The organism is Parviterribacter kavangonensis (genome assembly GCF_056863335.1).
Genome location: NZ_JBXPJA010000001.1, coordinates 2,379,442 through 2,406,087, shown reverse-complemented (window position 1 = coordinate 2,406,087; position 26,646 = coordinate 2,379,442). Strand labels below are relative to the sequence as shown.

Here is a 26,646-nt window from a genome sequence, read left to right as displayed (position 1 = left end):
GTGATCCTCGCGATCGACCAGGGAACGACCGGCACGACGTGCCTGGTCTTCGACGAGGAGGGCGCCCTGGCGGGGCGCGCGGCGCGCGAGTTCACCCAGCACTTCCCGCGCCCCGGCTGGGTGGAGCACGACGCGGCCGAGATCTGGGACGTCACCCGCGCGGTGGCGGCCGAGGCGCTCGAGGACGCCGGAGCGGGCGAGGTCTGGGCGGTGGGCATCACGAACCAGCGCGAGACCGTCTGCGTGTGGGATCCCAAGACGGGCGAGCCGCTGCATCGCGCGCTCGTCTGGCAGGACCGGCGCACCGCGGCACGCTGCGACGAGCTCAAGCGCGCGGGGTTCGAGTCGCTCGCGCGCGAGCGCACCGGCCTCGTGCTCGACCCGTACTTCAGTGCGACGAAGATCGAGTGGCTGCTGCGCGAGGTCGACGGCCTCGCGGAGAAGGCGACGGACGGCCGCGCGGTGTTCGGGACGATCGACGCGTGGCTCGTCTACAAGCTCACGGGCGAGCTCGCGACCGACCAGACGAACGCGTCGCGCACGCTGCTCTACGACATCCACCGGTGCTGCTGGGACGCGGACCTGCTCGGGCTGTTCGGCGTTCCCGAGGAGGCGCTGCCGGAGGTACGGCCGTCGATCGGCGAGTTCGGCGTCACGCGCGATGACGCGCTGCCGGGCTTCGACGGCGTGCCGGTGTGCGGGATCGCGGGCGACCAGCAGGCCGCGCTGTACGGCCAGGCCTGCCTCGATCCGGGCGAGGGGAAGAACACGTACGGCACGGGCTCGTTCGTGCTGCTCAACAGCGGGGACGAGGCGCCGCAGCCGCCAGAGGGGCTGCTGACGACGATCGCGTTCTCGATCGGCCAGCGGACGCTCTACGCGCTGGAGGCGGCGATCTTCGTCACCGGCGCGGCGGTCCAGTGGCTGCGCGACGGGCTCGGGATCATCTCGGCGGCGGCCGAGACCGAGGAGCTGGCGCGGTCGATCGAGTCCACGGACGGCGTCGTGTTCGTGCCGGCGCTGACGGGGCTCGGGTCGCCGCACTGGGACCCGTACGCGCGCGGGACGATCGTCGGTCTCACGCGCGGGACCACACGCGCGCACATCGCGCGCGCGACGTTGGAGGCGATCGCGTTCGAGACGCTCGACGCCGTGCGGGCGATGGAGTCCCACGGCGCACCCGAGCTGCGCGAGCTGCGGGCCGACGGCGGCGCGACCGCGAACGACTGGCTCATGCAGTTCCAGGCCGACGTGCTCGGCGCGCCGGTGGTCGTGCCGGAGGTCAGCGAGACGACGGCGCTCGGGGCGGCGTTCCTCGCGGGCGTCGGCGCGGGACGGTTCACGCAGGACCAGGTGCGGTCGTTGTGGCGCGAACGCGCCCGCTTCGAGCCGTCGATGGGCGAAGACGAGCGCGAGAGCCGTCACGCCGAGTGGACGCGTGCTGTTGGTCGTGCACGTGGCTGGGCCACTTGACTGGCTGATCAGCGCTCGGGCGGGTACTTTCCTCGGCATGACGGAGGAGCGGCTTGCCTCGATGAAGGAGCAGGTCTACAGAGACCCGCGCCCGAAGGAGTACTTCGATCGCTTCCACGAGCGCGCCCGCAACCGCAAGCCCGATCCGATGTACGAGCTCGTGCGGGCGGTCACGACGCTCTACTCGCTGACGTTCTTCCGCGCGCAGTGCATCTCGTCGGACAAGGTGCCGGCGAGCGGTCCGGTGATCCTCGCGCCGAACCACTTCTCGTTCATGGACCACTTCTTCCTCGGCGCGTTCATCCGCCGCAAGGTCCGGTTCATGGCGAAGTCGAACATGTTCAAGCCGCCGCTGCAGTTCATCTACTCGCACGGCGGCGTCTTCCCGGTGCGGCGCGGCGCGCGCGACGAGGAGGCGTTCATCACCGCGCACAAGGTCCTCGAGGACGGCGGGTGCCTGGCGATGTACTGCGAGGGCGGCCGGTCGCGGACGGGGGTGCTGTCGGAGCGCGCGAAGCCGGGCATCGGGCGGCTCGCGCTGGAGAGCGGCGTGCCGATCGTCCCCGTGGCGATCCACGGCTCCTCGAAGGTCCGCAACTGGAAGCGGCTGCAGTTCCCGAAGATCACCGTGCAGTACGGCGATCCGATCCGGTTCGAGCGGACGGCCGAGCCGACCCGCGACCAGCAGCAGCTCGCCGCTGACGAGATCTTCGACGAGATCAAGCGGCTGTACGCAGGGCTCGAGACGCTCGGGCGCCGCGGGGTGCTGTCGCGGGTGCGCGAGGAGCGCCGCGCGCTGCGGCGTGCCAAGCGCAAGCGCGCCGCGCCGGCCTGATCAGCGCGTGACGTCGACGGCCACCGCGCCGGCGACCTTCCTGCCGTTCGCCCCGAACGCGACGAACGTGAGCTTGTAGGTCCCCTTCGCGAGCTTCTTCGCGACCTTCACCCGCACGGACGTCGCCTTCGTCAGCGACGGAAGCGAGCCCTTCGCCAGGACCTTCGTCCCCTTCGTCAGCGTGACGGTGAGCCGCGTCACGGGCGCGGTCGGCTCGACGAGCACGGAGAACGTGCGGCCCTTCTTCAGCCGCTTCGCCGACAGCTTCGGGATCGTCACGGTGAACGGCGGCTCGAGCCGGGGCAGCGGCGTCCGCACCGGCGTCGGCGGCGGGGCCGGCGGCGCAGGCGGGGGAGGCGGCGGCTGCTCGACGACCGGCGGCGGCTCGGGCTGCGGCTGCGGCTGCGGATCGGGCGGCGGAGGCGGCGGCGGGCACGCCTGCGCGGTGAAGTCGCGCTGCGCCGTGTTGGCGACGTCCGACGGATCGGCCGTCAACGCCAGCGCGGGCTTCACCAGCACGCGTCCCTCCGCCTGCGTGAGGACGGCGTTCTCGGCGACGGGGACGACGATCTCGACCACGCTGTCGGGCGACGCGAAGACGGTGCCCGTGGTGTCGGCCGTCTTCGTCAGGACGCCGCCCGAGTCGACCGTGCCCGCGTCGAAGACGAACGTGTCGGTGGCGGTCAGCCGCGCCCGGACGAAGAAGCGGTCGGTTCCGACGGTGTAGAGGACGACGTACTGGATCTCGTCGGCGCCCATCGGCAGCGTCGTCGAGAGGTCCTTGAGACGGAGATCGGCGGTGACCTTCGGGCCCGTCGAGAACGTGAAGAACCCGCTCGTGATGTCGAAGCCGGGCGACGCCGGCACGAGCCCGACGGCGACGCTGTCGTCGGCCGCGTCGGTGAAGGCGACGATCGGCCCGCTGCCGCAGTCCATCGGCGCCGGTGCGGCGGCCGAGGCGGTGGAGGGAGTGAGCGCGACGAGCGCGGCGGGGAGGGCGAGCAGCGACCGGCGCATGCGGGAGCGGAGGGTACCCGCTCCCGAAGGCCCGGTGTGCTTCTTTCCGGAGCGCTCAGCCGACGACGCGGACGCGGATCTCGCGGGTCGAGCGGTTGCCGGCGGCGTCGCGGGCGCGGAGGCGGATGACGATCGTGCGGGGCCTGCCGCGCCGGAGCGAGCGGCGCAGCGACGCGCGGGCCCTCGTGCCGAGGCGCAGGCGGGCGGTGAAGGAGCGGCCGGCCGCGAGCGAACGGACCGTGCCGCCGAGGCTTAGCCCTCCGAGGCGAGCGGACGCGGTCAAGGTCGACCCCTCCGAGGCGGTGCCGCGGACGAGGACCGCGCGGCGGCGCAGGGCGCGCTGGCGCTTCGCGACGCGCAGGCGGAGGACGGGCGCCGAGGTGTCCGCCGCCGCGCCGCAGTCCGTGCCGCCCGGCGCCGGCGTGGCGGAGTCGCCGATGACGCGCCGGATCGTCCCGTCGTCGAGCGACGCCACGTAGACGCGGCCGGACGCGTCCTCGCCGAAGCTCGAGACACCGGCGACGTGCAGCCCGGTCGCGACGGTCGTGCCCGCCGCGAGGTCGGCGCTGTGGAGGTCGCCCTTGCCGTAGTCGGCGTAGAGGTACCGTCCGGCGAGGTCGGGGACCGACGGGTCGCGGACGACGTAGCCGCCGGTGATCGAGACCCACCCGTCGCCGTGGGTGTGCGTCACGCGCGGCGCGACGTAATCGCCGCCGAGGCCCGACGGATCGCCGCGGTTGCCCTCCATGACGTCCCAGCCGAAGTCGGCGACCGACCCGAGGTTCGCCGCGGGGACCCAGTCGATCTCCTCGACGGCGTTCTGCCCGACGTCGCCGACCGTGAGGTCGCCGGTCGCGCGGTCGAACGAGAACCGCCACGGGTTGCGCAGCCCGTACGCGCGCTGCGTCAGGGCGCCGGTCGCGACGTCGATCACGTGGAGCTTGCCGAGCGGGCTGCTGCGGTTCTGCGCGTTGCCCGCGGGGTCGTTGCCGCCGCCGCCGTCCCCGGTCCCGAGCCACAGCTTCCCGTCGCGGTCGAACTGCAGCTGGCCGCCGTTGTGGTTCTCGTTCTGGCGGTGCTGGACCACGACGACCTCGCGCCGGTACGCCGGGTCGGCGACGAGCGGGTTGGATGCGCTGCGCCGCCGCTCCTCGATCACGAGGTCGTTGCCGGACGAGCCCGCGACGACGCGCGTGTACGCGATGTAGAGGAGCCCCGACGTCGCGTAGTCCGGCGCGAACGCCATCGACAGCAGGCCCTCCTCGGGGTAGTCGGCGTCGAGCTCGCTGCCGAGCGTGAGGAACGGCGTCGGCTCCGGCGTCGTGCCGCACCGCGCGACGCGGATCGCGCCGCCGCGCTCGACGGCGTACAGCCGCGAGGCGCCGGCCGGCTCGGACGTCACGTACGTCGGGCTCGACAGGCCCTCGATGGCGGTCTGCAGCCGCGCGGCGTCCGCGCGGCAGGGGACGAGCGCGACCGCCGCGACGACGGCGGGCACCACGACGAGGCTCCGGGGCATCGGTCGGCCACGGTACCCTGCCGCGCGCCGTGGAGCTCTCGGGTCAGCTGCTGCGCGCGGACCTCCTCGAGGGCCGGGCCGTCGTCCTCGCGGGACCGCCGCGTCCCGCGCTGCGCGTCGCGCTCGCCGGTCTGGGCGCGAAGACGCACGTCCTCGACGGCGACCTGCTCGACGAGGAGCGCACGAAGCGCGGCGCGGAGGGATCGAGGCCGGCCGACGCGCTGGTGGTCGACGCGGCCGCGCTCTTCACGAACGGCGCGGCGGGCGACGACGAGCTCGCGCCGCTGCGGGCGGCGGCGGACGGCAGCTGGGCCGCGGTCCGCGCCGTCGCGACCTCGGCGTGGATCGACGCCGGCGAGCCCGGCGGGCGCATCGTGCTCGTCGCACCGAGGCCGGACGACGGACCGCATGCCCACGCCGCGCGTCAGGCGCTCGAGAACCTCGCCCGCACGAGCTCCATCGAGTGGGCGCGCTTCGGCATCCGGATCTCCGCCATCACCCCCGGCGACACGACGACCGACGACGAGATCGCCACCTTGGCCGCCTACCTGGTCTCAACGGCCGGCGAGTACTTCAGCGGGACCCGGCTGGACCTCGGCTCGGTCGGCTGAGCCCGCCGGAGGTCCATCACAGGAGCCCCGGCACCGCCCTGGCCGTCAAGGCGCAGCCGAGCCCGACGATCACCAGCGCGCTCACGACCGGCACGGCGTGCGCGACCGCCGCCCACGATCCCCGGAGATTGACCCGCTCGAGCCGCCGGCTCGCGAGGACGACGGCCAGGCCGATGGCCGTCAAAGTCGCGGCGAGCCCGATGCTGAACGCGACGATGAGCAGGAGGCCGAGCCCGACCTGGTGCTGCGCGATGGCGCCGAGCAGCACGACGAGCGCGCTCGGGCACGGGACGATGCCCGCGGACGCGCCGAGCGCGAGGACGTCGCGCCGCGTGTGCCCGTGGTGATGGTGGTGCCCGCCGTGGTCGTGGACGTGAAGCGCGTGGCGGTCTCGGACGCGCGAGCGAAGCACGCCGGCTCCCACGGCGAGGACCAGGGCGCCGGAGACGAGCTCGAGCCACGGGTAGAGGTCCTCCGGCACGATCACGTCGGCGAGCGCGAGCGTGACGAGGCCGAGGGCGAAGACGCCGGCGGTGTGCGAGACCGTGACCGTCGCGCCCAGCAGCAGCGCATCGCGCGCCCGGCCGTGGGTGCTCACGAGGTACGCCGCGACCATCGCCTTGCCGTGCCCCGGCGACAGCGCGTGCAAGGCGCCCCAGCCGAAGGCTGCCAGGAGGAACGCGAACAGCAAGCCGTCGCCGGCCGCCGCGTCGTCGATCAGACCGGCGAAACCGGCCCCGCCGCTCCCTCCGCCGCCCGGCACGCGGTCGGCTCCCCCGGCGAGGACCGTGCCGGCACCGGGCATGACGGACAGCGTCGCGACGCGCAGGTCGGGCGGCGCGTCGAGCCGGTCGCGCGGATAGCGGCGTAGACCGTCCGTCGGGTCGTCCGCGGGCACGCTCGAACGGACCGCCGTGCCCTCGCCCGGCCGCACGACGATCGCCTTCCAGCCGACCCGATCCGCGTACGTGCGATCCGACAGCTCGACCCGGCGGGCGCCGCCGGCGGGTGCGGTGAACGTCACCTCCACCCGGGTGGTCGGGAGGCCGCTCTGTCCCGGACGGAACGAGACACGCGGGTCGCCGTGCGGGCGCAGCGCAACCGCTCGGCCGTCGAGGCGCAGCCGCAGCCCCTCGCGCGCGTCGGCGAGCTTGCGCTCCGCGATCTCCGTCCGCGACCGGCCGCGCTCCTGGAACGTCGGGATCTCGGCCTGGTCGACGATGTGCGTCACGGTCACGGCGTCGCGCGACACCGACAGCCGATCGAGCCGGTTCACCGAGAAGTTCCCCAGCGGATGGGCGGCGGCCGGCGCGGCGAGCAGCAGCGCGGCGAGCGCGGCGACGAGGAACCTCACGACACCCTCCTCAGCTCCCGGCGCGCCTGCGGGCCGTGCAGCGGTGAGAAACCCGGCGCCTGCGCGACGACCCGCCGGAGAAGCGTCTGGGCGAGCGCGCGCCGGCCGGCGCGCGACGCCGCAACGCCCGCGTGGTAGAGGAAGAAGGGGTCGCGGGAGCCGAGCGCGAGCGCGCGCCGGGCCATGCGCAGCCCGGCCCCGGGGTCACCCGCACGCGTGAGCGCCCACCCGAGCGCATCGGCGGAACGAACGCTCGGGGCCCGGCGCCACGCCCGGCGCGCGAGGCGTGTCGCGCGCCGGACGGAACCGTGGTCGGCCTCGTACAGCGCGACCTCGACGTCGGTCGAGACGCCGGCGCCGCGCAGGAGGCGCTCCTGCGCACGGACGAGCGCGAGGTCGCGCCTGGCGGCAGCGGTGCGGCCGGCGGCGAGCTCGGCCTCGCCGAGCGCGACGGTGTACGCCGGCGCGGGCAGCCGGCGGACGAGTTCGCGCAGCCGCCGGATCGCCGCGGGGAGCCGCCCCTGCGCAGCATCGGCCCGCGCCAGTCCGTACGTCGACGGGGCATGGCGGGGGAGGACCCGCAGCGCGGTCCCGTACCAGCGGCGGGCGGCGGCCGGCCGCCCCCGCACGAGCTCGAGGTCGCCGAGCAGCGCCTGCACGAACGCGGTGTGCTCGGGGACCTCGCCGCCCGCCGATTCGGCGAGCAGCAGCGCCTCGCGCGCGCCGCGCAGGTCTCCGCGCAGCTCGCGCAGGTAGGCGACGCGGGCGTACGAGTCGAGGTCCGGCTTGCGGTCGACCATGGTCTGCAGCGAGCGCGCCGCGGCTGAGTAGTCGCCGAGCTCGACGAGCGCGTCGACGAGCACACCGAAGGGCTGGTTGGCTTCGGGCGCGGCACGGCGGGCGGCACGGGCGTCGGCGAGCGCTCGGCGGAAGTCGTGGCGAGCGAGGCTCAGCACGCCCCGCTGGGTGAGCGCGCCGGGGTCGCCCGGCGTCAGCCGAAGCGCGCGGCGGAGAGCGGCGTCGGCGCGCTCGTAGGCGCCGGCGTCGCCGGTCTCGCGGGCCACCTGCAGGTGGGCGCCGGCGAGTGCGACGTAGGCGCGGGACGAGCGCGGCTGCGCGCGGACCGCCGCGACCGCGGCGGTGACGCGATCGGCGGCCGACGCCGAATGCGGCGATGCGGCCGCCCGGACAGCCGGCGCGGAGCTGCGGTCCCCTGCGTCCGAGAGCAGCAGCAGCGCCATGACCGTGACGGCGAAGGCGATCGCCGCGAACGCGGCGTAGCGGGAGACGGTGGGACGGCGTGTGGTGGGCATGGTTCCGAAGCGCGTGGGGGCCGCCTTCCGGCGGCCCCCACGTGTCGTGCTACCGCGGGTTCTCCGCGGGGGTCGGGTCGTGCACCGGCTCCTGGCGCTTGAAGGTCGGCGCCGGGCCCGTGCCCGGGTTCTTCAGCGACGGGACGTACGGGAACGTGCTCAGGAAGGCCTGGTCGTTCCGGTCGACGCCGTCGCCGAGCGGCAGCTTCTTGCCGCCCTCGGCAGCCGGGATGAGGTAGCCGCCCACGACGCGAAGCGCGATGTCGACCACGTCGTCGCCCAGCCGCCGTCCGTTCGGGAAGCCGGCGTTGTCACCGCCGATGACACCGAACCGGTTCTCGGTCTCCGACGGGGGCACGCCGAGGTTGACCTTGAGCGTGTCGGCGGGGGCCGCATCCGGGGCGATCCGCGTGACGCCGGGGATCCCGGTCAGCAGCGCCTCGACGATGTCCGTCCGGTCGGTCTCCTTGACGCCCAGCCCGAACAGCTTGTTCAGGGCGACCGCCGGGAACGGGTTCAGCGCGTACTTCCCGTAGTTCTTGAGGTCGTCCTTCGGCTGCGTGCGGTTGAACTTGTCCTTGAGGGCGTACGGGATCACGATCTCGTTGATCAGCGGGTTGCCCAGGCGCGAGACCGGGACCCACCTGCCGCGCCCGCCGCTGCGGCTGGTCGCCTGGAGGCTGCGGCGCTCGGTCGAGGACCAAACGCCGACGGCGGCCTCGGGATCGTCCGGCCCGGTCACCGCCCTCCGATCGCGCGTGACCGCGGCCTCCGGCACCTGGAGGACGATCGAGTGGACGCCGTAGCCCGCGAGGTCGTCGATGCCGCCGCCGATGTTCCCCGTCATCGCACCGGAGAGGTTCACCGAGTCGAAGACCCGTCCGAGCGGGATGAAGAACGGGTCGTCGCGCTGGCCGGCGAACACCTTGCCGCCGCCCGGCAGCGAGCGGATCGCCTGCGGCCAGAGCGCCTCGTAGTCGGGCATCGTCTTGGGCCCGATGTTGTTCGGCGCGACGGGGAGCTCGCGCGTCAGGACACGGCTGCCCGTCTTGCGGCCGCGTGCGTCGTACGTCTCGCGGATGACCGTTCCGCGCTGGCGGAAGACCAGCTCCGGGTCGTCGAGCGAGGTGACTTCGGGCAGCGCGGTCACGTAGCCGGCCCGCGCGGTGTCGCCGACGACGTCACGGAACTGGAACCGGTACCGCACGTCGTACGCGCCGTCGCCCGTGTTGTCGACGTTGATGTAGTAGTGAGCGCGGCTGTCGAACTTGTAGAAGTTCGGGCCGCCGGCCGGGTCCTCGAACGGAAGCCAGTTGGCGACCACCGTCAGCGCACCCGGAGCGTCCTTCGCGGTGAACGCGTAGAGGTCCGTGTCGTCGCCGGTCGGGTCCAGCGAGGTCAGCGGCGCTTCGCGATGGCTGCTGCCCATGCCGATGGCCACGACGGCGGCCGTTGCCGCGAGTGCCGCGACGGTGCCGGCGCCGAAGGCGTGGATCCTGCTCATGGTGCTCCTTCCACGGAGTTGCCTGATGCCGGGGTATGCGTGGACGGGCCGCCGGGTGGATGCGTAAAACTCGATCGGGGGGCGTTCGCAGGTGCGAGCGGTTCGCAGGAAGGGGTCGCGCGGCAGCGCCCGCAGACGCCGACGAGCGGCGAGTGCGAGAAGCGCACGTCGAGGTCGCAGGTGGCGGCGATCGCGCGGCGGATCGCCTCGGCCTGGCCGGGCTCGAGCGGCACCACTGCCTCGCATCGCTGGCAAACGGCGTGCTCCCGGTGGGCGAGCGCGTAGAGGCCGGGGCCGTGGCCGACGTGCATGTGGGTCACGAGCCCGAGGCGCTCGAGCGTGTCGAGCGTGCGGTAGACGGAGGCGAGGTCCGAGGGCGGAAGCGAGCCGTCGACGCCCGCCGCCAGCTCCTCCGCGGTCACGGGGCGACCGGCGGCGTACACCTTGTGGAGCACGAGCCGGCGTGCGGCCGAGAGCCGCAGGCCGGCGCTGCGGATCGTGTTGATCGCCGCGACGACGTCTTCCACCTCGATCGGCACGGCATCGTGCGGGGTGGTCATGTCCGCATGTGCGCTCCCCGCGCTCGTGCGGATCAGCCGGTGTGATCCGGAGGCCCGCGTCGTGCGCAAGTACAGCTGGCTCACCCCGCCGCGACGCTCCGAAGGAGACGCTCATGGACCTCGAGTTCCTGTTCGACCCGGTCGAGGACTTCGACGCCTGGCTCACCGGGCTCTTCGACGGCGCGCCCCTCGTGGTCACGCTCTTCCTCGCGTTCGCGCTCGGCCTGCGCCACGCCACCGACCCCGACCACCTGGTCGCCGTGACCTCGCTCGTCGCGGCGAGGGACGGGGACACGCGGGCGGCCGCTCGCCTGGGCGGCTGGTGGGGCGTCGGCCACGGGGCGACGCTCGCCACGCTCGGGCTCCCGCTGATCGTCCTCAAGTCGGAGACCCCGGCGTGGTTGGAGTCCGGCGCCGAGAAGGCCGTGGGCGCCGTGATCGTCGTGCTCGCCGCGCGCGTTCTCGTCAGGTGGTTCCGCGGCGACTACCGGCGGCACGTCCACCGGCACGTCCGGACGGCGCGCCAGGCGTTCGGGATCGGCGTCCTCCACGGCCTCGCCGGCACCGGCGCGGTCGTCGTGCTCCTCATCGCGGCGCTGCCGTCGCAGGCCGAGGCCGCGCTCGCGCTCATGGTCTTCGCGCCGATGTCGATCGCGTCGATGACCGCGTGCACGAGCGCCTTCGCGTGGGCGTTCACGCGACCGGTGATCGACCCGGTCTACCGGTCGGTGATCATCCCGGTGTTCGGTGTCCTCGGCCTCGCCTTCGGGGCCTGGTACGTGACCCTGTGACGGGCTAACCCGCCCAGGGAACCTCGACCGAGTCCTCGGTCGGGCTGTTGCGCGCGACGACGTACTCGGCGGGCTCCGTGTCCGAGAGGTTCTCGAGCACGTGCGTCTCCTGCGGCGGCACGTAGAGCAGGTCGCGGGGCTCGAGCACGATCTCCTGCTCCAGCCGGTCGCCCCACCGGATCCGCATGCGGCCCGAGACCATGTAGCACGCGGACTCGCAGTGCTCGTGGTAGTGCGGCCGCGACCGGGCCCCCGGAGGGACCCGGAACACCGCCATGTAGAGGTTCTCGGCGCCCGCCGAGGACTCGGACACCTCGGAGCCGCCGACGACGCCGCGCGGCAGCTCCCTGTCCGGTCCCGGCTTGACGACCCTCACCGCGAGACGAACCTGTGGAAGTTGGATTCGTCCCCGCCGGCCGTCTTCTCCTGGTAGAGGAGCTTCAGGCCGCGGTCCTCGAACTCCTTGAAGAACTCCTCCCACGAGATGTCCTTCAAGTTGTCCTCCTTGTAGCCGGGGAAGTTCAGCTGGATCCCCGAGCTTCCGGTCTGCACCGGCTTGGCGTCACGCGACTCCGCCCACCGGCGGATCTCGTCGTGATCCGTGGTCTCGTGCGTCTCGGCTTCGCTCATGGATCCGGCCTTCCCGGGTGAGCCTAGAAGTACATCCCCGTGAACTGCCCGCCGGTCACGTTGAGGACCTGGCCGTGGACGAAGTTGGCCCACGGGGTGCAGAGCAGGAAGATGCCGCCCGCGGCCTCCTCGGGCGTCCCGGCGCGGCCGAGCGGGATGAGCATCGTGCCCATGCCGCGCAGCTGCTCGGGGATGCCGAGCTGCACCTTCTCGCCGTCGATCTCCATCACGTTGTCGGTCTCCTTCGCCGCGGTGAGGCGCGTCTCGATGAAGCCGAACGCGACCGCGTTGCAGTTGACCTTGAACTGGCCCCACTCCTTGGCCAGCGTCTTCGTGAGGCCGACGATGCCGAGCTTGCCCGCCGAGTAGTTCGCCTGGCCGGCGTTGCCGTTCATGCCCGACGTCGACGAGACGTTGACGATCTTGCGGAAGACCTCCTTGCCCTCGGCCTTCTCCTGCTTGGCCGGCTCGCGCAAGTGCGGCGCGGCGGCGCGGATGATGCGGAAGGGGGCGATGAGGTGGATGTCGAGCATCCGCTGGAACCAGTCGTCGCTCATCTTGTGGATGGGCGCGTCGAGGGTGTAGCCGGCGTTGTTGACGATGATGTCGATCTTGCCCCATGCGTCGATCGCCGTGTCGACGAGCTCCTGCGGGGCGCTCTCCTTGGTCAGGTCGCCGGAGTAGACGGCGGTCTCGCCGCTGATCTTCCCGGCCGCCTCCTCGGCGGCGTCCTTGTCGAGGTCGTTGATGACGACCTTCGCGCCATGCTCGGAGAGCAGCTGCGCGGTCGCAAGGCCGATGCCGCGCGCCGAGCCGGTGACGATGGCGACCTTGTCGTCGAGAACACCCATGTAGGAGCAGCTCCTGGAAGTCGAGTTCGAAAGCGGCGCGGAACTCTACGGCCCGGGGTCGCCGAGCGCGGCGGGCAGGTCGTGGCGCGACTTGATGCCGAGCTTGACGTAGCTGTTGCGCAGGTGCCACTCGACGGCCTTGCGGGTGACGAACAGCTCCTCGGCGATCTCGCGGTTGCTCAGGCCCGCCGCCGCGAGCTGCGCGACGCGCCGCTCGCTCGGGCTCAGCGCGTCGCGGCCGCGGCGGGATGCGCGCTCGGCGCGGGCCCCCGCGACGGCGAGCTCCTCGGTCGCGCGGCGCTCGATCGAGCCGGCGCCGCCGGCCCGCGCGATCTCCAGCGCGTCGCCGAGCACCCGGCCGGCGTCGCTGCGCTTCCCGGCCCGTCGCAGCGCGCCGCCGAGCGCGACGAGCGAGCGGCCGCGCTCGAGCAGCGCCTCGGACCCGTCGAGCACGTCGACCGACTCCTGCAGGTGCGCGAGCCCGTCCGGGCCCTCGATCGTCCCGAGCGCCCGCAGCGCGACCGCGAGGCCGCGGGGCGCGCCGAACGCGCGCGCCATCTCCAGCTCCTCCGTCACCAGCGCCCGCGCGCGCTCGCGGTCGCCCGCGCGCGCCAGCGCGAGGCCGGCGTTCGACCGCCACGTCGCGAAGAGCAGCGGGTTGCGCTGCTCGCCCGCCAGCTCCCCCGCCGCGAGGAAGTCGCGCGCCGCCGCCGCGTGGTCGCCGCGCGCCGCCGCCACGCGCCCGCGCGCGTCGAGCAGCTGGATCGTCGTGACGTCGTGATCCTCGAGCGCCTCGGCCTCGGCGACGTGCCGCGCGGCGTCCTCGACATCGCCCGCATCGAGCTGCGCGTGGCACAGCACGCCGTAGGCGCCGGGGAGGAACTGACGCCAGCCGCCGTACCCCGCGTCGACCGCCTGCTGGGCGTCGTCGACGGCATCGAGCACGCGGCCCGCGATCAGCCGCGCCCACGCCCGGCTGTAGGCGAGCGACGCGACGCCCATGACCGACCCGCGCCGGCGCGCCTGCGTGGTCAGCCGCGTGAGGATCGTGTCCGCGCGCGTGAGCTGCTCGCAGATGAAGAGCACGAGCACCGCGCCGTAGACGCTCGTCGTCAGCGCGTTCTCGTCCTCGACGAGCGCGTCGCCGGCCAGCGCGCGCTCGGCGAGCGGCAGGACGCGCGCGACGGGCGCGCCCGCGTAGAGCTCGTGGACCGCCAGCGTCGCCAGGAGCGCCCGCCCGGCCGGGCTGTCGCCGACCGCCTCGTTGCGGAGGATCGCCCCGACCGCCTCGGCGTCCGGGCGGCTCGACGGCACGAGCGCCGCGACCACCAGCTCCTCCGCGCGCATCTGCGCGGCCAGGCGCGGGTCGCCGTCGCCGAGCGCCTCGAGCGCGCCGGCGTACGCCTGCCGCGCGGCCGCCGGGTCGCCGAGCCCGACGCGGATGCGCGCGAGCTCGCGCAGCGCCTCGGCGCGGTCGGCCGGCTCGTCGAGCAGCCGCGCCGCCTCGGCGAGCCGCTCGGGCGCGTGCGCGTCGTTGATCGCCGCCTCCGCGCGGCCGAGGTCGCGCAGGACGGCGGCGCGGTCGGCGACGGGCGGCGGCTCGGCGAGCGCGCGGCGCAGCAGCTCGGCCGCGTTCTCCGGGGCGCCGAGCGCCATCGCGCGCCGTGCCGCCTCGCGCAGCGCGCCCGCGACCCACTCCTGCCCGGTCGCCGGCGCCGCCAGCAGGTGGGTCGACAGGCGCTCGGGCAGCGCGCCCTCGTCACGCAGCAGCTCGGCGGCGCGCAGGTGGGCGTCGGCGCGCGCGCCGCGCGGCAGCGCGTCGTCGACCGCCGCCGCGGTCAGCGGGTGCACGAAGAGCAGCCGGTCGCCGGGGCGCAGGACGCCCGCCGCGGCGAGCTGGTCGGCCGCCTCGGTCGCCGCCGGCAGGTCGAGGCCGGCCAGCGCGGCCGCGTGGCGCACGTGCGCGTCGTCGCCGAGCACCGCGACTGCGCGGGCGACCGCGGCGGCCGCGTCGGGCAGCTCGGCCAGCCGCGCGGCCACGGCGCGCTGCACGCCCTCGGGCGCAAGCGCCCGGACGCGTGAGACTCCGGCGGCCGACGGGACGAGCCCGCTCTGCGCGGCGGCCTCGAGCAGCTCGACGACGAGGTACGGGTTGCCGCCGGTCAGCCGGACGCACTCGGCGACGAACCCGGCGTCCGGGTCGCCCGTGAGCCGGTCGGCCACGAGCGCGGCGACCGCCGCATCGGAGAGCGGCGCCGGGCGCAGGACGCGGGCGAGGCGGTGGTGGGCGAGGCTGTCGAGCAGCTCCTGCGGCGCGCCCGGCTCCCCCGAGCGGGTCGCGACGACGAGCGCGATCGGCAGCTCGTCGATGCGCTGCGCGAGGTAGGAGAGCAGGCGCAGCGAGGGCTCGTCGGCCCAGTGCGCGTCGTCGACGAGCAGCGCGAGCGGCTCGCGCTCGGCGAGGTTCGACGCCAGCCAGTAGAGGCCGTGGACGACCGAGAAGTCGTGCGGCTCGCCGGGGAGCGTCGCCGACGGCTCCGGCACGAGCAGCAGGCGGGCCAGGCCGGCGGCCCCGTCGAGCACCGCGTCGCGCTCGGCGCCCGCCAGCGCGCGCAGGGCCGGCTCGAAGAGCTGCAGCGCGACGCCGAAGGCGAACCCGCGCTCGAGCTCGATCGCACGGCCGAGGAGCACCTGCAGCCCGGCGGCGTCGGCGGCGGCCGCCGCCTCGGCGAGCAGCGCCGACTTGCCGATCCCGCTCGGGCCCTCGAGCACGACGAGGCCGCCCGCGCCCGCGCGGGCAGCGGCGAACGTCGCGCCGAGGACGCGCAGCTCGTCCTCGCGCTCCAGTGGACCTACGGCGGCAACCGTCCCTGGCGCGTCGGCCATCGGTCGCGCATCATCTGCCACCGGCGCCGCGAGCACAACCCCGGGTGTCCGCCGCAAGCATCCGGGCGCCGGTGCGTTGTCGCTCCGCATGAGGGTCAAGCTGCCGGTCGCGGTGCTCGCCGCGCTGCTGTCCATCGCGGTCGCGCCCGCCGGCGCGTCGCTGCGAGCCGGCGCCGCGCGCGCCGATCTGACGCCGCCGATCGGCACCCCGATGTTCGCCTACACGGCGCGGTCGGCCATCGCGGGCGGCCACGTCGACCGGCCGATGCAGGTCGTCGCCGACCCCGACCCGCACCTCTACGCGAAGACCTTCGTCCCGAGCAAGGGCATCCACACGCGCGTCTCGGCCCGCGCCATCGTGCTCGATCGCGACGGGACCAAGTTCGCGCTCGTGCAGGCCGACCTCGGCGGCGTGCCGTACGCGCTGACCCATGCGGTCGCCGAGCGGATCGCCTCCGCCGGCATCGCCGAGGAGAACCTGCTCCTCTCGGCGACGCACACGCACTCCTCGACCGGGCCGATCTGGCCGGCCGACAACAACGGCTACGCCGCGCTCGGCGGCGACCTCTTCGACCCGCGCGTCTTCCAGCTGACCGCCGACGGCATCGCCGAGGCGATCCTGCGCGCGGATCACGCGCTCCGGCCCGCGAAGCTCGGCGTCGGCAGCACGACGCTGCGGGGCGCGTCGCGCAACCGCTCGTACGAGCCGTACCTGAAGAACGAGGGCGTCCCGGCCGACCCGGCCGCCGCGGAGGCCGCGTCGATCGACCCCGAGCTGACCGTCGTGCGCGTCGACGACCGCCGCGGCCTGCCGATCGCCGTCTGGTCGAACTTCGCCGTGCACCCGACGTCGTTCGGCGACGGCAACCTGCTCTTCTCCGGCGACAACGCCGGCATCACGGAGGAGCTCGTCTCGCGCGAGCTGGGCCGCAGGGTGAAGGGCCGCGAGGTCGTCGACGTCTGGACGAACGGCAACCAGGGCGACATCTCGCCGGACGGCGGCCCCGATCAGGTCGGCGGCGAGGCGGCCGAGTGGGTCACCAGCGACTTCGCCGGCGCGCACATGGCGGGCCGCCGCGTGGCCGACGGCGTCCTGCGCGCGTGGCGCGACGCGGGCGATCACATGAGCACGGCGACGCCGGTGCAGGCGCGCCGCTCGTTCATGACCTTCGACGGCACGTCGGCCGACGGCGAGCCGGTCGGGCCGCTGCAGGTGCTCGGCGCGGGCGTCGTGCAGGAGGGGATGTGCGCGCCGTTCGACGGCATGGCCGGTCCCGGCCAGGGCCGCAAGTTCCCCGGCGTCGCGGGCGCCGGGCTCGTCCCGAACGTGGTGCCGGTGGCGATGTGGAAGATCGGCTCGCTGGGCGTCGCCGCGCTGCCCTCGGAGATCACGAAGACGATGGGCGCGCGGATCCGCGCGAGCCTGCGCAAGGACGCCGGGGGCGCGTTCGACCGGCTCGTCATCGCCGGGCTGAGCAACGCGTACGTCTCGTACACCGCGACGCCCGAGGAGTACGACACCTGCCAGTACGAGGGCTCGTTCACGCTCTTCGGCCGCCGCCAGGGCGCGCGGCTGCTCGACATGACGCGGCCGGTGATGAAGTCGCTGCTCGCCGGCGAGCCCGCGCCGGCCGGGATCGCGCCGCCCGCGCTCGGCATCGGGACCACGAGCGACCTGCCCGCGCGCCGGACGCCCGAGGCGGGGGCGGCCGTCGCCCAGCCGGCGGCGGCGGTCGAGCGCTACGGCCGCGCCACGTTCTCGTGGAAGGGCGGCGACCCGGCCGTCGACGCTCCGCGCGGCGGGACGTTCGTCAGGCTGCAGCGCCGGTCGGGCAAGCGCTGGAGGACCGTCCTCACCGACGCGACGTTCCGCGACACGACCGCGCGCGAGGCGGGCGACGTCTACACCGAGACGTTCCAGCTCGACGCCTGCGACCCGGCCGGGACGTACCGCTTCGCGGTCGCCGGACGCGCGGACCGCGGCGACGGGGTCGGGCCGTACGAGCTCGCCTCGCAGCCGTTCGCCGTCACGCCGCTGAAGCTGTCGGCGACCGCGCCGGTCGTGGTCGATGGCGTCGCGACGTTCCGCGGGCTGTACCCGTCGCCGGGCGACGCCGCGCTCATGGCGCTGCCGCGGCTCGTGCGCGACGGCGAGGCGACGGTGCGCGTCGGCGATGTCGTCGTGCGCGTGCCGGCCGACGCCGCGACCGGCACGTTCCGCGTTCCGGTGCCCGCCGGCGCCGCGGTGACCGTGCTCGGCATCCGCGACGCCTGCGGGAACGCGACCTAGCTGCTGCTCTCGGCGACCGCCTCCGTGCGGCCGGTCGCCGTCACGGTCGTCACGGGGATCCCGAGCTTCTCGACGCGACTCGGCAGGTCGAGCTTCAGCCAGCGCGACATCCGTCGCGGCAGCGTCGAGATGATCACCTCGTCGAAGTCGCCCTCGTCGAGCGCCTTGCGCGTCGCCTCGAACGGATCCGACCCCCCGATCATCGCCTCCACCGTCGTGCCCGACGCGTCGTCGAGCAGCGGCAGCGCCAGCTCCAGCACGGTCGCCGCCCGCTCGGTGTCCGGATCCCAGTACTCGCGCGGGACCAGCAGCGTGAACGTGCACCCGCCGCCGGCCGCCTTCTCCCGCACCGCCTGCAGCAGGCGCGGTGTGGCGGCGGTCTTGTGGGCCACGATGAGGACGTTCATCCCTCCTCCTTCGTTCGAGGGACATGGTTCCGCATGCGGGCGGCGCGGTCCAGCCGCGCCGCCCGCTCGCATCCCCCGGCGGCTAGACGCGCACGCGCGTCGCCCGGCCGTCGCGGGCGGCGGGACGCAGCCCGCGGACGCTGACGCTGCCGTGCAGCCTCGCCGGGACGTGCGCCACGACCGCGCGCGTGCGCGGGGTGCGGAGGAGCAGCCGGCGACCGTCCGCCAGCGCGACGCGCACCTCGTGGCGCGCGGCGCCGCGCGCCCGCTGCCAGCTGACGAGCAGCCGCCCGCCGCGACGGACCACGCGGACGTGCCGCACGCGACCGGCCCGCGCGGGCTTCGGCGCGACGTACGTCGTCACCGCGAGCTCGTCGCGGACGAGGCCGTCCTGCTCGACGATGGCGACGACCTCGCGCCGTCCGGCGGTGCCCGCGGCGGGGGTGAAGGGCAGCGTGCCCGACCCGCCCCGTGCGACGCCGATGACCCCGCCGGCCGCCCGGCCGCGCTCGACGAACGTCACCTTCTGGCCCGGCCGCTCGGCGATGCGGTACGCGATGGTCCGGTGCCGCCCCGTGCCGCGGACGGTCGCGTGGACCTCCGGGGGCTCCAGGCCCTCGGCGGACTTCAGCGACGTGACCGCCGCCGAGCCCGGCCCGACCACGACGGTCCAGCGGCCGGCGCTCGGCTTGGCGACCGCGAACTGCGTGCGCTTGCCCTGCGGGTACCGGAAGCCGAGCACGCCCGGCTCCTGCAGCGCCTTGCCGACGGCGGGCGACGCGATGCGCTCGCCCTTCGGCCCGATCAGCGTGACGTCGGGCGCGGCCGTGTCGCCCTGCGCGACGAACGTGGCGCCCGGCAGGCCCGCCGGGAGGTCGATCGTCGTCCTCGCCCCGGGCCGCAGGACCTGCGCCTGCGCGGCCCGGGCGGTGGGCGGCTCCGTCGTCGCCGGGTCGCTGACCGCCGCGTGGCCGATGTGCTCCCGGTACTTGCCGACGTCGCAGCCGGAGAAGTAGAGGTCCGGGAACGTCTCGCCCCACAGCCAGCCGACGCCCGGCCGCCAGGTGGCGCCCAGGACGCTGACGTGCAGGCAGAGGGCGACGCCGCGGCTCGAGATGAGCCCGTTCGCGCCGGCGCAGAGATCGACGAACTCCAGGCACGCCTCGACGTACGCCTCGGCGTTGAACTTCGGCGCCCACATCTCGAACTTCAGGAGCCCGTCGACGGACGCGATGCCCTCGAACGGCTCCCAGTGGAAGCCGCCGTGCAGCGAGACGTAGCCGTCGCCGTAGAGCTTGAAGTCGGCCTCGGCGAGCGGGATCTCGACGACGCGCAGCTCACCGTGGGCGTTGACCACGAAGGGCCGGTCGTCGTACGTCGCCAGCCCGAGGCCGGCGTCGACGCCGATCGCGGCGGCACCGGCGACGGACGGGCCGGCCGTGAGCTCGATCTCGCCGCAGAGCGCGAACGTCGGCATGCCGTGGTCCACGTACCAGTACCGCGGCCAGTCGGCCGGCCATGGGTCGGCGGGGATGCCGATCCGCTCGAGCTGGGCCTTCATGTCGACCTTCTCGACGCCCGTCTCGCGGACGCACTTGCTCTTCTTCGGCGCGACCTCGACGGTGAACTTCACGCGCTGGAGGAAGACCGTGCCGAGGGCGAGGCCGCCCATGTCCTTGAACGACACCTCGCCCCAGGCAGACTCGAACGCGCCGTCGCGCACGCCGGCGCCGCCGGATGCCGTGACCGGGATCGGCGCGGGCACCGCGACGCTCGCCGCGATCTCCCACAACCCCTCGCCGTCGTAGGCGACGACGAGCGACTGGAGGCCGATCGGGCCGAGGGCGGCCTGCGGGACCTCGAAGCGCAGCGGCGTGTCGGACGCGGCCTGCGCGCCGCCGAGGTGGCTGACGATCGGCTGCTTGGAGCTCGCGCCGCCGAAGTCCTGCGGCAGGGCGACGTGCATCGCGACGTCGGAGGCGTTCCCCGCCTTCAGCGTCGGCGGGGTCGGCAGGCCGGTGATCCGCAGGCCGTTGAGCTTCGCGTCGCGCAGGACGACGCCCGTGACCGAGGCGCCGTCGACCTCCCAGTCGATGCGGCCGTGGGTGAGCTGCGCCGTCGCCTGCTTGACCTGCACGAGCACCTTCGCGTCGGGCGATTCGATGCGCGTGCGCGCGCCGCCCGTCGTGATCGTCACGCCGCCCGGGCCGGGCAGCAGCACGATGCCGTTGATCGTGACGGGCGCGGTGGACCGCCAGCGCGTCAGCGCGCCGGCCTTGCGGGGCCGCAGGCAGGTCGAGGTGGCGACCAGGAGACCGTCCTCGACCCGCGGCTGGCAGGCGGGCGGCAGGATCCGAAGGGTCATCTCGGCGGTGTCGGTCGCGCCGCGATCGTCGGTGACGCGTACGCGCACGTGCCGCTCGTTCGATTGGCCGATCATGTGCTTGTAGGTGCGGACCAGCTTCGGATCGGCGCCGCCGTCGACGTCCCATGTGCCGTTCCCGTCGAGGTCCCACTCGTACTTGACGATGGACCCGTCGGCGTCGCGGGAGGGCGAAGCGTCGAAGGTGTGGTCGTCGCCGTCGCGCGTGAACGTCCCGTCGCAGAGCACCATGCCGCCGGTCAGGAGGTGGCAACCGAGGGCGAGGCGCGCCTCCGGGGGCTGGTTGGCCGCCGGCGGGGCCGGCTGGTCGTCGGCCGGCGGGGGCGGCGGCGGAGGCGGTTCGGGCGGCGGGGTGGTCGAGCCGGGCGACCGGACCGAGATGCGGCGCACGGCGATGCTCTCCTGCGTCGTCGCGCCGGACTGGCGGGCGCGCAGGCGGACCTCGTAGTCGCCATCGGCGGCGAACGACGTCGTGACCGTCTCGCCGGCGGCGTCGTCGAACTGGCCGTCGGCGTCGAGGTCCCAGTCGTAGGTGCGCCCGGACGTCGCCGTCGGCGTCGTCGTCGAGTGCAGCGTGACCACCTCGCCGGGGGCGGGCTGCTCGGGTGCGACGGTGAACGAAGCGGAGAGCGGGACGGCGGCCGCGTGGGCGGTGGGCGTCCACGCGGCGGCGGCGGCGACGGCCGCCACGGCCACGGCGAGGAGCCACGGCCGAAGGGGGGAGGGACAGCGCATGGTCCTCCTGGGGAGCGGGTGTGTGAGCCGCGCGAGCCTCCCCCCGATGACGCGGTCATGGCATCGGGGACGACCCCCATGTGCGGGAACGCACATGCAACCCCGGGGTGCGTTCCTCCCCCATCAGGGGTGCCGTCAGAGCCCCATCACCTTGCCGAGGATCTCCTTCATGACCTCGTCGGTGCCGCCGCCGATCGGGCCGAGGCGGGCGTCGCGCGCGGCGCGCTCGATGTCGTACTCGCGCATGTAGCCGGCGCCGCCGTGCAGCTGCAGGCACGCATCCATGACCTCGAACGCGTTGCGCTGCGTGTAGAGCTTGGCCATCGTCACCTCGCGCACGGCGTTCTCGCCCTCGACGAAGCGCCGCAGCGCGTCGTAGGTGAGGCAGCGGCCGGTGTGGGCGGTCGTCGCGAGCTCGGCGAGCTTGTGGCGGATGACCTGGTGGCCGGTGAGCGGGCGGCCGAACGTCCTGCGCTCCTTCGTGAAGGCGATCGTCCGCTCGATCGCCGCGTCCATCGCGCCGACGGTGCCGAGCGCCATCAACAGCCGCTCCCACTGGAAGTTGGCCATGATCAGCTTGAACCCCTCGTGCTCGGGGCCGAGCAGGTTCTCCTCCGGCACGAAGACGTCTTCGTAGGCGATCGTCGCGGTGTCCGACGCGTGCCAGCCGAGCTTGCTCAGCGCGCTCGACGTCACGCCCTCGGCGCGGTCGACGATGAGGAACGAGATGCCGTGGTGGCCGCCCTCGGCCGTCGTCTTGACCGCGGTGACGATGAAGTGCGCGCGGACGCCGTTCGTGATGTACGTCTTCTCGCCGTTGACGACGAAGCCGCCGTCGACGCGCTCGGCCCGCGTGGACAGCGACGCGACGTCGGACCCGGCGCCGGGCTCGGTGATGCCGAGCGCGCCGATCTTCTCGCCGCGGATCGCGGGAGCGAGGTAGCGCTCCTTCTGGTCGTCGGTGCCGAACTTCCAGATCGGCGGCGTCGCGATGCTCGTGTGCGCGCCGATCCCCGCGGCCAGGCCGCCCGACCCGCAGCGGCTGAGCTCCTCCGCGAACACGGCGTCGGCGAGGTAGCCGCCGTCCGAGCCGCCGTACTGCTCGGGGTACTTCAGCCCGAGGTAGCCCTGCCGCGCGCACGTCGCGAAGACCTCGTCGGGGAAGTGCTTCGCGTCCTCCCACTCGGCGGCGTGCGGGCGCAGCTCGTTCTCGACGAAGCGGCGGACGACCTTGCGGAAGTCCTCGAGCTCCTCGGTGAACGGCGGCATCGGTGTCACAGCAGCTCCAGGACCTTCTCGGGGGGACGGGCGAGGACGGCGCGGTCGCCGCGCTCGACGATCGGGCGCTGGACGAGCACGGGATGCTCGGCCATCAGCGCGATCAGCTCGTCGTCGGCCGGCAGCTGCTGATCGAGGCCGAGCGAGGCGACGAGCGGTTCCCGTCTGCGCAGCACGTCGCCGGGCCGCAGGCCGGCCTTGCGCAGCAGCTCGCGCAGCTTCGGCTCGGGCAGGCCTTCGACGTGGTACTCGACGCGGTCGAAGTCGATCCCGCGCTCGGTCAGCAGCTCGGAGAGCCGGCGGCACGTGGTGCACGTGCGCTTCTCGTAGACGACGAGGTCGCTCATGGGGCGGGCATCATCCCGGGGCCTACAGTCACGGCGTGTCCCGCCCCGTCGTCTGGTCGCTGTACGCGACGCTCGTCCTCATCTGGTCGAGCACGTGGGTGTCGATCAAGATCGGCCTGGACGACCTCCCGGCGCTGCTCGGCGCGGGCATCCGGTTCGCGTTCGCTGGCGCGGTGCTGCTGGCCGGCGCGGCGCTGTGGCGGCGCCCGCTGCGCAGCGACCTGCCGCTCGTGCTGCTGCTGGGGCTCGGGCCGTTCGCGACGACGTACGGGCTCATCTACTGGGCCGAGCAGCACGTGCCCTCGGGCCTCGCCGCGGTGCTCTTCGGCGTCCTGCCGCTGTACGTCGCGCTGCTCGCCGCGGCGCTGCTGCCGGACGAGCCGCTGCGCGCGCGGCTGCTCGTGGGCGTGGCGATCGCGATCGGCGGGCTGGCGCTGGCGTTCCGCGAGAGCGTCTCGCTGGGCGACGACGAGTGGGCCGCGCTGGCGGCGCTCGCCGTCGCGGTGTCGCCGACGTTCAGCGCGGCGGGGAACGTCGGCATCAAGCTGCGCGGCGGCGCCGTCGATCCGGTGTCGCTGAACGGGTGGGCGATGCTGCTCGCCGGCGTCGTGCTGCTGGCCGCCTCCGCGACGTTCGAGGACTGGGACGACGCGGTGTGGTCGGGCGCGGCGGTCGGGTCGATCGCCTACCTCGCCCTGGCGGGCACCGCCTTCACGTTCGTGACGCTGACGATCCTGCTGCGCGAGCTTCCGGCGGTGACCGTGTCGTTCATCTCGCTGCTGCTGCCGTTCGGGGCGCTGGCCTTCGGCGCTCTGCTCGAGGACGAGACCGTGACGGCCGCGTCGATCGCCGGTGCGGCGCTGGTCGCGGGCGGGATCGTGGTCGCGCAGGGGCGCTGGCGGGCGAGTAGGGTCGCGGGATGAGCGACCTGACCCGCCGAGAAGTCGTCGCGGGGGCGGCGGCGACCGCCGCCGCGACCGCTCTCCCGGGCGATGCGGTCGCCGCGACGAAGCGTTCCAAGGCCCGTCGCCGGCGCCGTGCCGACGTGATCGTCATCGGTGCCGGGTTCGCCGGCGTGACCGCGGCCCGCGCGGTGGCGAAGGCCGGCCGTTCGGTCCACCTGCTGGAGGCGCGCCGTCGCGTCGGCGGCCGGACGCTGAACCACTCGCTCGGCAGCGGCAAGGTCATCGAGGTCGGCGGCGAGTGGGTCGGGCCGACGCAGGACCGGCTGTCCGCGCTGGCGGACGAGCTCGGCGTCAAGACGTTCAAGACCTACAACGAGGGCAACGCGGTCCTGCTCTACAAGGGCAGCCGCCAGACCTTCGCGACGACGGGGCCGCTCGGCCCGATCCCGCCCGTCCCCGACGGGCTGCTCGACGCGGCGACCGCGATCCAGAAGCTCAACCAGATGGCGGCGGAGATCGACGTCGACAGGCCGTGGGCGGGCGCCAGCGCGCTGGAGCGCGACGGCCAGACGTTCGAGACGTGGAAGCAGGCGAACACCACGACCGAGGGCGGGCGGTACCTCATCGACCTCGGCTTCACGAGCGTCTTCGCCGCCGAGCCGCGCGACGTCTCGCTGCTCTATTCGCTCTTCTACATCGCCGCCGCCGGCAACCGGCAGAACGTGGGCACGTTCGACCGGCTCATCAACACCGCGGGCGGCGCGCAGGAATCGCGCTTCGCGGGCGGGTCGCAGCTCATCGCGCTGCGTGCCGCGGAGGCGTTGAAGGGCCGGCTCACGCTGAACGCGCCGGTGCGGCGGATCGTCCCCTCGCGCGGGCGGGTCGACGTGGTGACCGACCGCGCGACGTACAGCGGCAGGCGCCTCATCGTCGCCGTGCCGCCCGCGCTGCTCGGGCGCATCGACTTCGGCGCGGCGCTGCCGCCGCTGCGCGCCCAGCTGCACCAGCGGATGCCGATGGGGATCGTCATCAAGTGCCAGGCGGTCTACGAGGAGCCGTTCTGGCGCAAGGACGGCCTCGCCGGCTACGCGAACACGGACGACAACTGCGTGAAGCTGACGTTCGACAACTCGCCGCCCGACGGGTCGCCCGGCGTGCTCCTCGGGTTCATCGAGGCGGAGTCGGCGCGGCACTGGATCACGCGGCCGGCCGCCGAGCGCCGTGCCCGCGTGCTCGACGTCTTCGCCCGCTGCTTCGGCGATCGGGCGCGCTCGCCGAAGGACTACGTCGAGCTGTCCTGGGCGAGCGAGCAGTGGAGCGGCGGGTGCTACGAGGGCTTCATGCCGCCGGGCGTCCTGACCTCGTACGGCCCCGTGCTGCGCGAGCCCGTCGGCCGCATCCACTGGGCGGGCACCGAGACGTCGGAGTACTGGACCGGCTACATCGACGGCGCGGTCCGCTCGGGCGAGCGCGCGGCGCGCGAGGTTCTCGCCGCCTTGTGATCGATCTGCGACCCTGCGGCGATGGTTCGCGGGGTCCTGAGCGTTCCCGCCTTCCGGCTGCTGCTGGTGGGGCGGACGGTGTCCGTGCTGGGCGACCGGATGGTCGCCGTCGCGCTGGCGTTCGCCGTCCTCGAGCTGGGCGGATCGGCCTCGGAGGTCGGGCTCGTGCTGGCGGCGGGGAGCGTGCCGCTCGTCGCGAGCGTGCTCGTTGGCGGTGTCCTCGGCGACCGCATGTCGCGGCGCACGGTGATGCTCGGCGCCGATGTGCTGCGCGTCGCGACGCAGGGGACGATGGCGGCGCTCCTGCTGGCCGGCGTCGCGGAGGTCTGGATGCTGGGCGCTCTGGCCGCTCTGACCGGCGTGGGAACGGGGCTGTTCAACCCGGCCTCGACGGCGGTGCTGCCGGAGGTCGTCGCGCCCGCGCAGCTGCAGCAGGCCAACGCGCTGCGGTCGGCGGCGCTGTCGGGCAGCGAGATCGCGGGCCCGCTGCTCGCCGGCGCGCTCGTCGCCGCGTTCGGCGCGGGGGCGGCGATCGCCGTCGACGCGGGAACGTTCGCGGTGAGCGCTGCATGCCTGTTCGCGCTGCGGCTCCCCGACCGTGCGGTTCCGCAGACGAGTGGGTTCCTGCGGGACCTCCGCGACGGCTGGGCCGCCTTCACCGCCCGCCGCTGGGTGTGGAGCTTCGTCGTGTACTTCTCGCTCGCCAACGTCATGTGGGGCGCGTGGGCGGTCCTCGGCCCGGTCGTCGCCGACCGCGAGCTCGGCGGCGCCGGCGCGTGGGGCGTCGTGCTGGGCGCGATGGGCGTCGGCGCGCTGCTCGGGAGCCTCGTGGCGACCCGCATCGACCCCGAGCGCCCGCTCGTCCTCGTGGTCGCGATGGAGGCGGTCTTCGCGCTGCCGCTGGCGTTCCTCGCCTCCGGCGCCGACACGGGCCTCCTCGCCTTCGGGGCGTTCCTGTCGGGCGCGGGGATGATGGTCGGGATGTCCGTCTGGGAGTCGACGCTCCAGCGCCAGGTCCCCGCCGACTCGCTTGCCCGCGTCAGCTCCTACGACTGGTTCGGCTCGTTCGTCTTCATGCCGGTCGGCATGGTCCTCTGGGGCCCGCTCGCCGCCGCGATCGGCGTCTCGACGACGCTCTGGCTCGCGTTCTGGATCTTCGTGGCCCTCGCGTTCACGCTGCTCCTCAGCGGCGACACGCGGACGCTGCGCCGCGACCGCATCCCCGCGCACGCCGTCTCCGTGGGCCCGTGAAGATCCGCCGCCCCGCTCCCTCTGCCGCCGAGGTCGCGTACGCCGTCGTGACCGTCTTCGCGGTCGCGTTCATCAGCGTGTTCGGGCTGGTGCTGGCCGGGCTCGGGGCGCTGCACGGGTACTACGAGCAGCGCCCCGCCGTGTTCGCGTCGTACGCGGCGCTCGCCGCGATCGCGCTCGTGCTGGAGCTGAGCCGGCTCTGAT

23 protein-coding genes are annotated in these 26,646 nt (G+C 74.2%); 9 read left to right on the top strand and 14 right to left on the bottom strand.

From position 1 onward, the window contains the following. Window positions 1–1,473, top strand: coding sequence for a glycerol kinase GlpK (gene glpK / locus AC1UE4_RS12280; RefSeq protein ID WP_482917516.1), 1,473 nt, complete (start codon window positions 1–3; stop codon window positions 1,471–1,473). A 37-nt stretch (window positions 1,474–1,510) separates the two neighbouring features. Further along, window positions 1,511–2,308, top strand: a complete 798-nt coding sequence (locus tag AC1UE4_RS12275) for a lysophospholipid acyltransferase family protein (RefSeq protein WP_482917515.1) — start codon at window positions 1,511–1,513, stop codon at window positions 2,306–2,308. On the opposite strand, the gene AC1UE4_RS12270 is transcribed toward AC1UE4_RS12275, so the two are convergent. Continuing rightward, a complete protein-coding gene (locus AC1UE4_RS12270) occupies window positions 2,309–3,325 on the bottom strand; it encodes a hypothetical protein (RefSeq protein WP_482917514.1) in 1,017 nt (338 codons plus the stop codon). A gap of 55 nt (window positions 3,326–3,380) precedes the next feature. Then, on the bottom strand, window positions 3,381–4,844 hold the full coding sequence (locus tag AC1UE4_RS12265; RefSeq protein WP_482917513.1) for a PQQ-dependent sugar dehydrogenase: 1,464 nt from the start codon (window positions 4,842–4,844) through the stop codon (window positions 3,381–3,383). Between the two features lie 29 nt (window positions 4,845–4,873). Between AC1UE4_RS12265 and AC1UE4_RS12260 the strand changes: the two genes are divergently transcribed. Continuing rightward, window positions 4,874–5,455 carry a hypothetical protein gene (locus tag AC1UE4_RS12260; RefSeq protein WP_482917512.1) on the top strand — a complete coding sequence of 194 codons (582 nt, stop codon included), beginning with the start codon at window positions 4,874–4,876 and terminating at the stop codon, window positions 5,453–5,455. Window positions 5,456–5,471: 16 nt separating this feature from the next. On the opposite strand, the gene AC1UE4_RS12255 is transcribed toward AC1UE4_RS12260, so the two are convergent. Genes AC1UE4_RS12255 through AC1UE4_RS12240 form a run of 4 tightly spaced genes read right to left on the bottom strand, consistent with a single transcriptional unit; the run spans window position 5,472 to window position 10,186 of the window. Next, the gene (locus AC1UE4_RS12255; protein WP_482917511.1) at window positions 5,472–6,809 is read right to left on the bottom strand and encodes a nickel/cobalt transporter; all 1,338 of its coding nucleotides are present in this window, start codon (window positions 6,807–6,809) and stop codon (window positions 5,472–5,474) included. Continuing rightward, complete coding sequence (locus AC1UE4_RS12250) at window positions 6,806–8,122, bottom strand: tetratricopeptide repeat protein (protein ID WP_482917510.1); 1,317 nt, start codon at window positions 8,120–8,122, stop codon at window positions 6,806–6,808. The genes AC1UE4_RS12255 and AC1UE4_RS12250 overlap by 4 nt, the downstream gene beginning before the upstream one ends. Window positions 8,123–8,171: 49 nt before the next feature. Beyond that, window positions 8,172–9,626, bottom strand: a complete 1,455-nt coding sequence (locus AC1UE4_RS12245; protein ID WP_482917509.1) for a DUF4331 domain-containing protein — start codon at window positions 9,624–9,626, stop codon at window positions 8,172–8,174. Further along, complete coding sequence (locus AC1UE4_RS12240; protein ID WP_482917508.1) at window positions 9,623–10,186, bottom strand: Fur family transcriptional regulator; 564 nt, start codon at window positions 10,184–10,186, stop codon at window positions 9,623–9,625. Before AC1UE4_RS12240 ends, AC1UE4_RS12245 begins: the two co-directional genes overlap by 4 nt. 113 nt (window positions 10,187–10,299) lie before the next feature. On the opposite strand from AC1UE4_RS12240, the gene AC1UE4_RS12235 reads away from it, so the two are divergent. Next, window positions 10,300–10,977 (top strand): hypothetical protein, encoded by a 678-nt coding sequence (locus tag AC1UE4_RS12235; protein WP_482917507.1) that lies wholly within the window; start codon window positions 10,300–10,302, stop codon window positions 10,975–10,977. A 4-nt stretch (window positions 10,978–10,981) separates the two neighbouring features. Here the strand turns inward: AC1UE4_RS12235 and AC1UE4_RS12230 are convergent, their stop codons facing one another. The 4 genes from AC1UE4_RS12230 to AC1UE4_RS12215 are packed head-to-tail and all read right to left on the bottom strand — an operon-like array spanning window position 10,982 to window position 15,344. After that, window positions 10,982–11,353, bottom strand: a complete 372-nt coding sequence (locus AC1UE4_RS12230; protein WP_482917506.1) for a cupin domain-containing protein — start codon at window positions 11,351–11,353, stop codon at window positions 10,982–10,984. Then, window positions 11,350–11,607 (bottom strand): hypothetical protein, encoded by a 258-nt coding sequence (locus AC1UE4_RS12225; protein ID WP_482917505.1) that lies wholly within the window; start codon window positions 11,605–11,607, stop codon window positions 11,350–11,352. The genes AC1UE4_RS12230 and AC1UE4_RS12225 overlap by 4 nt, the downstream gene beginning before the upstream one ends. A 23-nt stretch (window positions 11,608–11,630) precedes the next feature. After that, window positions 11,631–12,458: an SDR family NAD(P)-dependent oxidoreductase gene (locus AC1UE4_RS12220; protein ID WP_482917504.1), complete on the bottom strand. Its 828-nt coding sequence runs from the start codon at window positions 12,456–12,458 to the stop codon at window positions 11,631–11,633. A 45-nt stretch (window positions 12,459–12,503) separates the two neighbouring features. Beyond that, a complete protein-coding gene (locus AC1UE4_RS12215) occupies window positions 12,504–15,344 on the bottom strand; it encodes an ATP-binding protein (protein ID WP_482917503.1) in 2,841 nt (946 codons plus the stop codon). An 88-nt stretch (window positions 15,345–15,432) separates the two neighbouring features. Between AC1UE4_RS12215 and AC1UE4_RS12210 the strand changes: the two genes are divergently transcribed. Beyond that, on the top strand, window positions 15,433–17,634 hold the full coding sequence (locus AC1UE4_RS12210; RefSeq protein ID WP_482917502.1) for a neutral/alkaline non-lysosomal ceramidase N-terminal domain-containing protein: 2,202 nt from the start codon (window positions 15,433–15,435) through the stop codon (window positions 17,632–17,634). Here the strand turns inward: AC1UE4_RS12210 and AC1UE4_RS12205 are convergent. The 4 genes from AC1UE4_RS12205 to AC1UE4_RS12190 all read right to left on the bottom strand — a co-directional run bounded on the left by AC1UE4_RS12205 (window position 17,631) and on the right by AC1UE4_RS12190 (window position 22,784). After that, window positions 17,631–18,041, bottom strand: coding sequence for a hypothetical protein (locus AC1UE4_RS12205; protein ID WP_482917501.1), 411 nt, complete (start codon window positions 18,039–18,041; stop codon window positions 17,631–17,633). The genes AC1UE4_RS12210 and AC1UE4_RS12205 overlap by 4 nt on opposite strands. 82 nt (window positions 18,042–18,123) lie before the next feature. Then, on the bottom strand, window positions 18,124–21,120 hold the full coding sequence (locus AC1UE4_RS12200; protein WP_482917500.1) for a hypothetical protein: 2,997 nt from the start codon (window positions 21,118–21,120) through the stop codon (window positions 18,124–18,126). 174 nt (window positions 21,121–21,294) lie between these two features. After that, window positions 21,295–22,428, bottom strand: a complete 1,134-nt coding sequence (locus AC1UE4_RS12195; RefSeq protein WP_482917499.1) for an acyl-CoA dehydrogenase family protein — start codon at window positions 22,426–22,428, stop codon at window positions 21,295–21,297. Window positions 22,429–22,433: 5 nt separating this feature from the next. After that, on the bottom strand, window positions 22,434–22,784 hold the full coding sequence (locus tag AC1UE4_RS12190) for an arsenate reductase family protein (RefSeq protein WP_482917498.1): 351 nt from the start codon (window positions 22,782–22,784) through the stop codon (window positions 22,434–22,436). A gap of 35 nt (window positions 22,785–22,819) precedes the next feature. Between AC1UE4_RS12190 and AC1UE4_RS12185 the strand changes: the two genes are divergently transcribed. From AC1UE4_RS12185 to AC1UE4_RS12170, 4 genes are read left to right on the top strand one after another with little or no spacing between them, the layout of a single operon-like run. Further along, on the top strand, window positions 22,820–23,707 hold the full coding sequence (locus AC1UE4_RS12185) for a DMT family transporter (RefSeq protein ID WP_482917497.1): 888 nt from the start codon (window positions 22,820–22,822) through the stop codon (window positions 23,705–23,707). After that, entirely contained in the window at window positions 23,704–25,191 is a 1,488-nt protein-coding gene (locus AC1UE4_RS12180) for a flavin monoamine oxidase family protein (protein ID WP_482917496.1), read from the top strand. Before AC1UE4_RS12185 ends, AC1UE4_RS12180 begins: the two co-directional genes overlap by 4 nt. 21 nt (window positions 25,192–25,212) lie before the next feature. Then, the gene (locus tag AC1UE4_RS12175) at window positions 25,213–26,442 is read left to right on the top strand and encodes an MFS transporter (RefSeq protein WP_482917495.1); all 1,230 of its coding nucleotides are present in this window, start codon (window positions 25,213–25,215) and stop codon (window positions 26,440–26,442) included. Beyond that, window positions 26,439–26,645 (top strand): hypothetical protein, encoded by a 207-nt coding sequence (locus AC1UE4_RS12170; protein WP_482917494.1) that lies wholly within the window; start codon window positions 26,439–26,441, stop codon window positions 26,643–26,645. The genes AC1UE4_RS12175 and AC1UE4_RS12170 overlap by 4 nt, the downstream gene beginning before the upstream one ends. Window position 26,646: the final 1 nt, after the last annotated feature.

What these genes read in the sequence shown, in the direction of transcription:
- AC1UE4_RS12180 (WP_482917496.1), top strand. Translation starts at nt 23,704, where the DNA reads ATGAGCGACCTGACCCGCCGAGAAGTCGTCGCGGGGGCGGCGGCGACC.
- AC1UE4_RS12175 (WP_482917495.1), top strand. Translation starts at nt 25,213, where the DNA reads ATGGTTCGCGGGGTCCTGAGCGTTCCCGCCTTCCGGCTGCTGCTGGTG.
- AC1UE4_RS12215 (WP_482917503.1), bottom strand. Translation starts at nt 15,344, where the DNA reads ATGGCCGACGCGCCAGGGACGGTTGCCGCCGTAGGTCCACTGGAGCGC.
- AC1UE4_RS12190 (WP_482917498.1), bottom strand. Translation starts at nt 22,784, where the DNA reads ATGAGCGACCTCGTCGTCTACGAGAAGCGCACGTGCACCACGTGCCGC.
- AC1UE4_RS12220 (WP_482917504.1), bottom strand. Translation starts at nt 12,458, where the DNA reads ATGGGTGTTCTCGACGACAAGGTCGCCATCGTCACCGGCTCGGCGCGC.
- AC1UE4_RS12235 (WP_482917507.1), top strand. Translation starts at nt 10,300, where the DNA reads ATGGACCTCGAGTTCCTGTTCGACCCGGTCGAGGACTTCGACGCCTGG.
- AC1UE4_RS12195 (WP_482917499.1), bottom strand. Translation starts at nt 22,428, where the DNA reads ATGCCGCCGTTCACCGAGGAGCTCGAGGACTTCCGCAAGGTCGTCCGC.
- AC1UE4_RS12225 (WP_482917505.1), bottom strand. Translation starts at nt 11,607, where the DNA reads ATGAGCGAAGCCGAGACGCACGAGACCACGGATCACGACGAGATCCGC.
- AC1UE4_RS12250 (WP_482917510.1), bottom strand. Translation starts at nt 8,122, where the DNA reads ATGCCCACCACACGCCGTCCCACCGTCTCCCGCTACGCCGCGTTCGCG.
- AC1UE4_RS12275 (WP_482917515.1), top strand. Translation starts at nt 1,511, where the DNA reads ATGACGGAGGAGCGGCTTGCCTCGATGAAGGAGCAGGTCTACAGAGAC.
- AC1UE4_RS12205 (WP_482917501.1), bottom strand. Translation starts at nt 18,041, where the DNA reads ATGAACGTCCTCATCGTGGCCCACAAGACCGCCGCCACACCGCGCCTG.
- AC1UE4_RS12245 (WP_482917509.1), bottom strand. Translation starts at nt 9,626, where the DNA reads ATGAGCAGGATCCACGCCTTCGGCGCCGGCACCGTCGCGGCACTCGCG.
- AC1UE4_RS12240 (WP_482917508.1), bottom strand. Translation starts at nt 10,186, where the DNA reads ATGACCACCCCGCACGATGCCGTGCCGATCGAGGTGGAAGACGTCGTC.
- AC1UE4_RS12265 (WP_482917513.1), bottom strand. Translation starts at nt 4,844, where the DNA reads ATGCCCCGGAGCCTCGTCGTGGTGCCCGCCGTCGTCGCGGCGGTCGCG.
- AC1UE4_RS12210 (WP_482917502.1), top strand. Translation starts at nt 15,433, where the DNA reads ATGAGGGTCAAGCTGCCGGTCGCGGTGCTCGCCGCGCTGCTGTCCATC.
- AC1UE4_RS12270 (WP_482917514.1), bottom strand. Translation starts at nt 3,325, where the DNA reads ATGCGCCGGTCGCTGCTCGCCCTCCCCGCCGCGCTCGTCGCGCTCACT.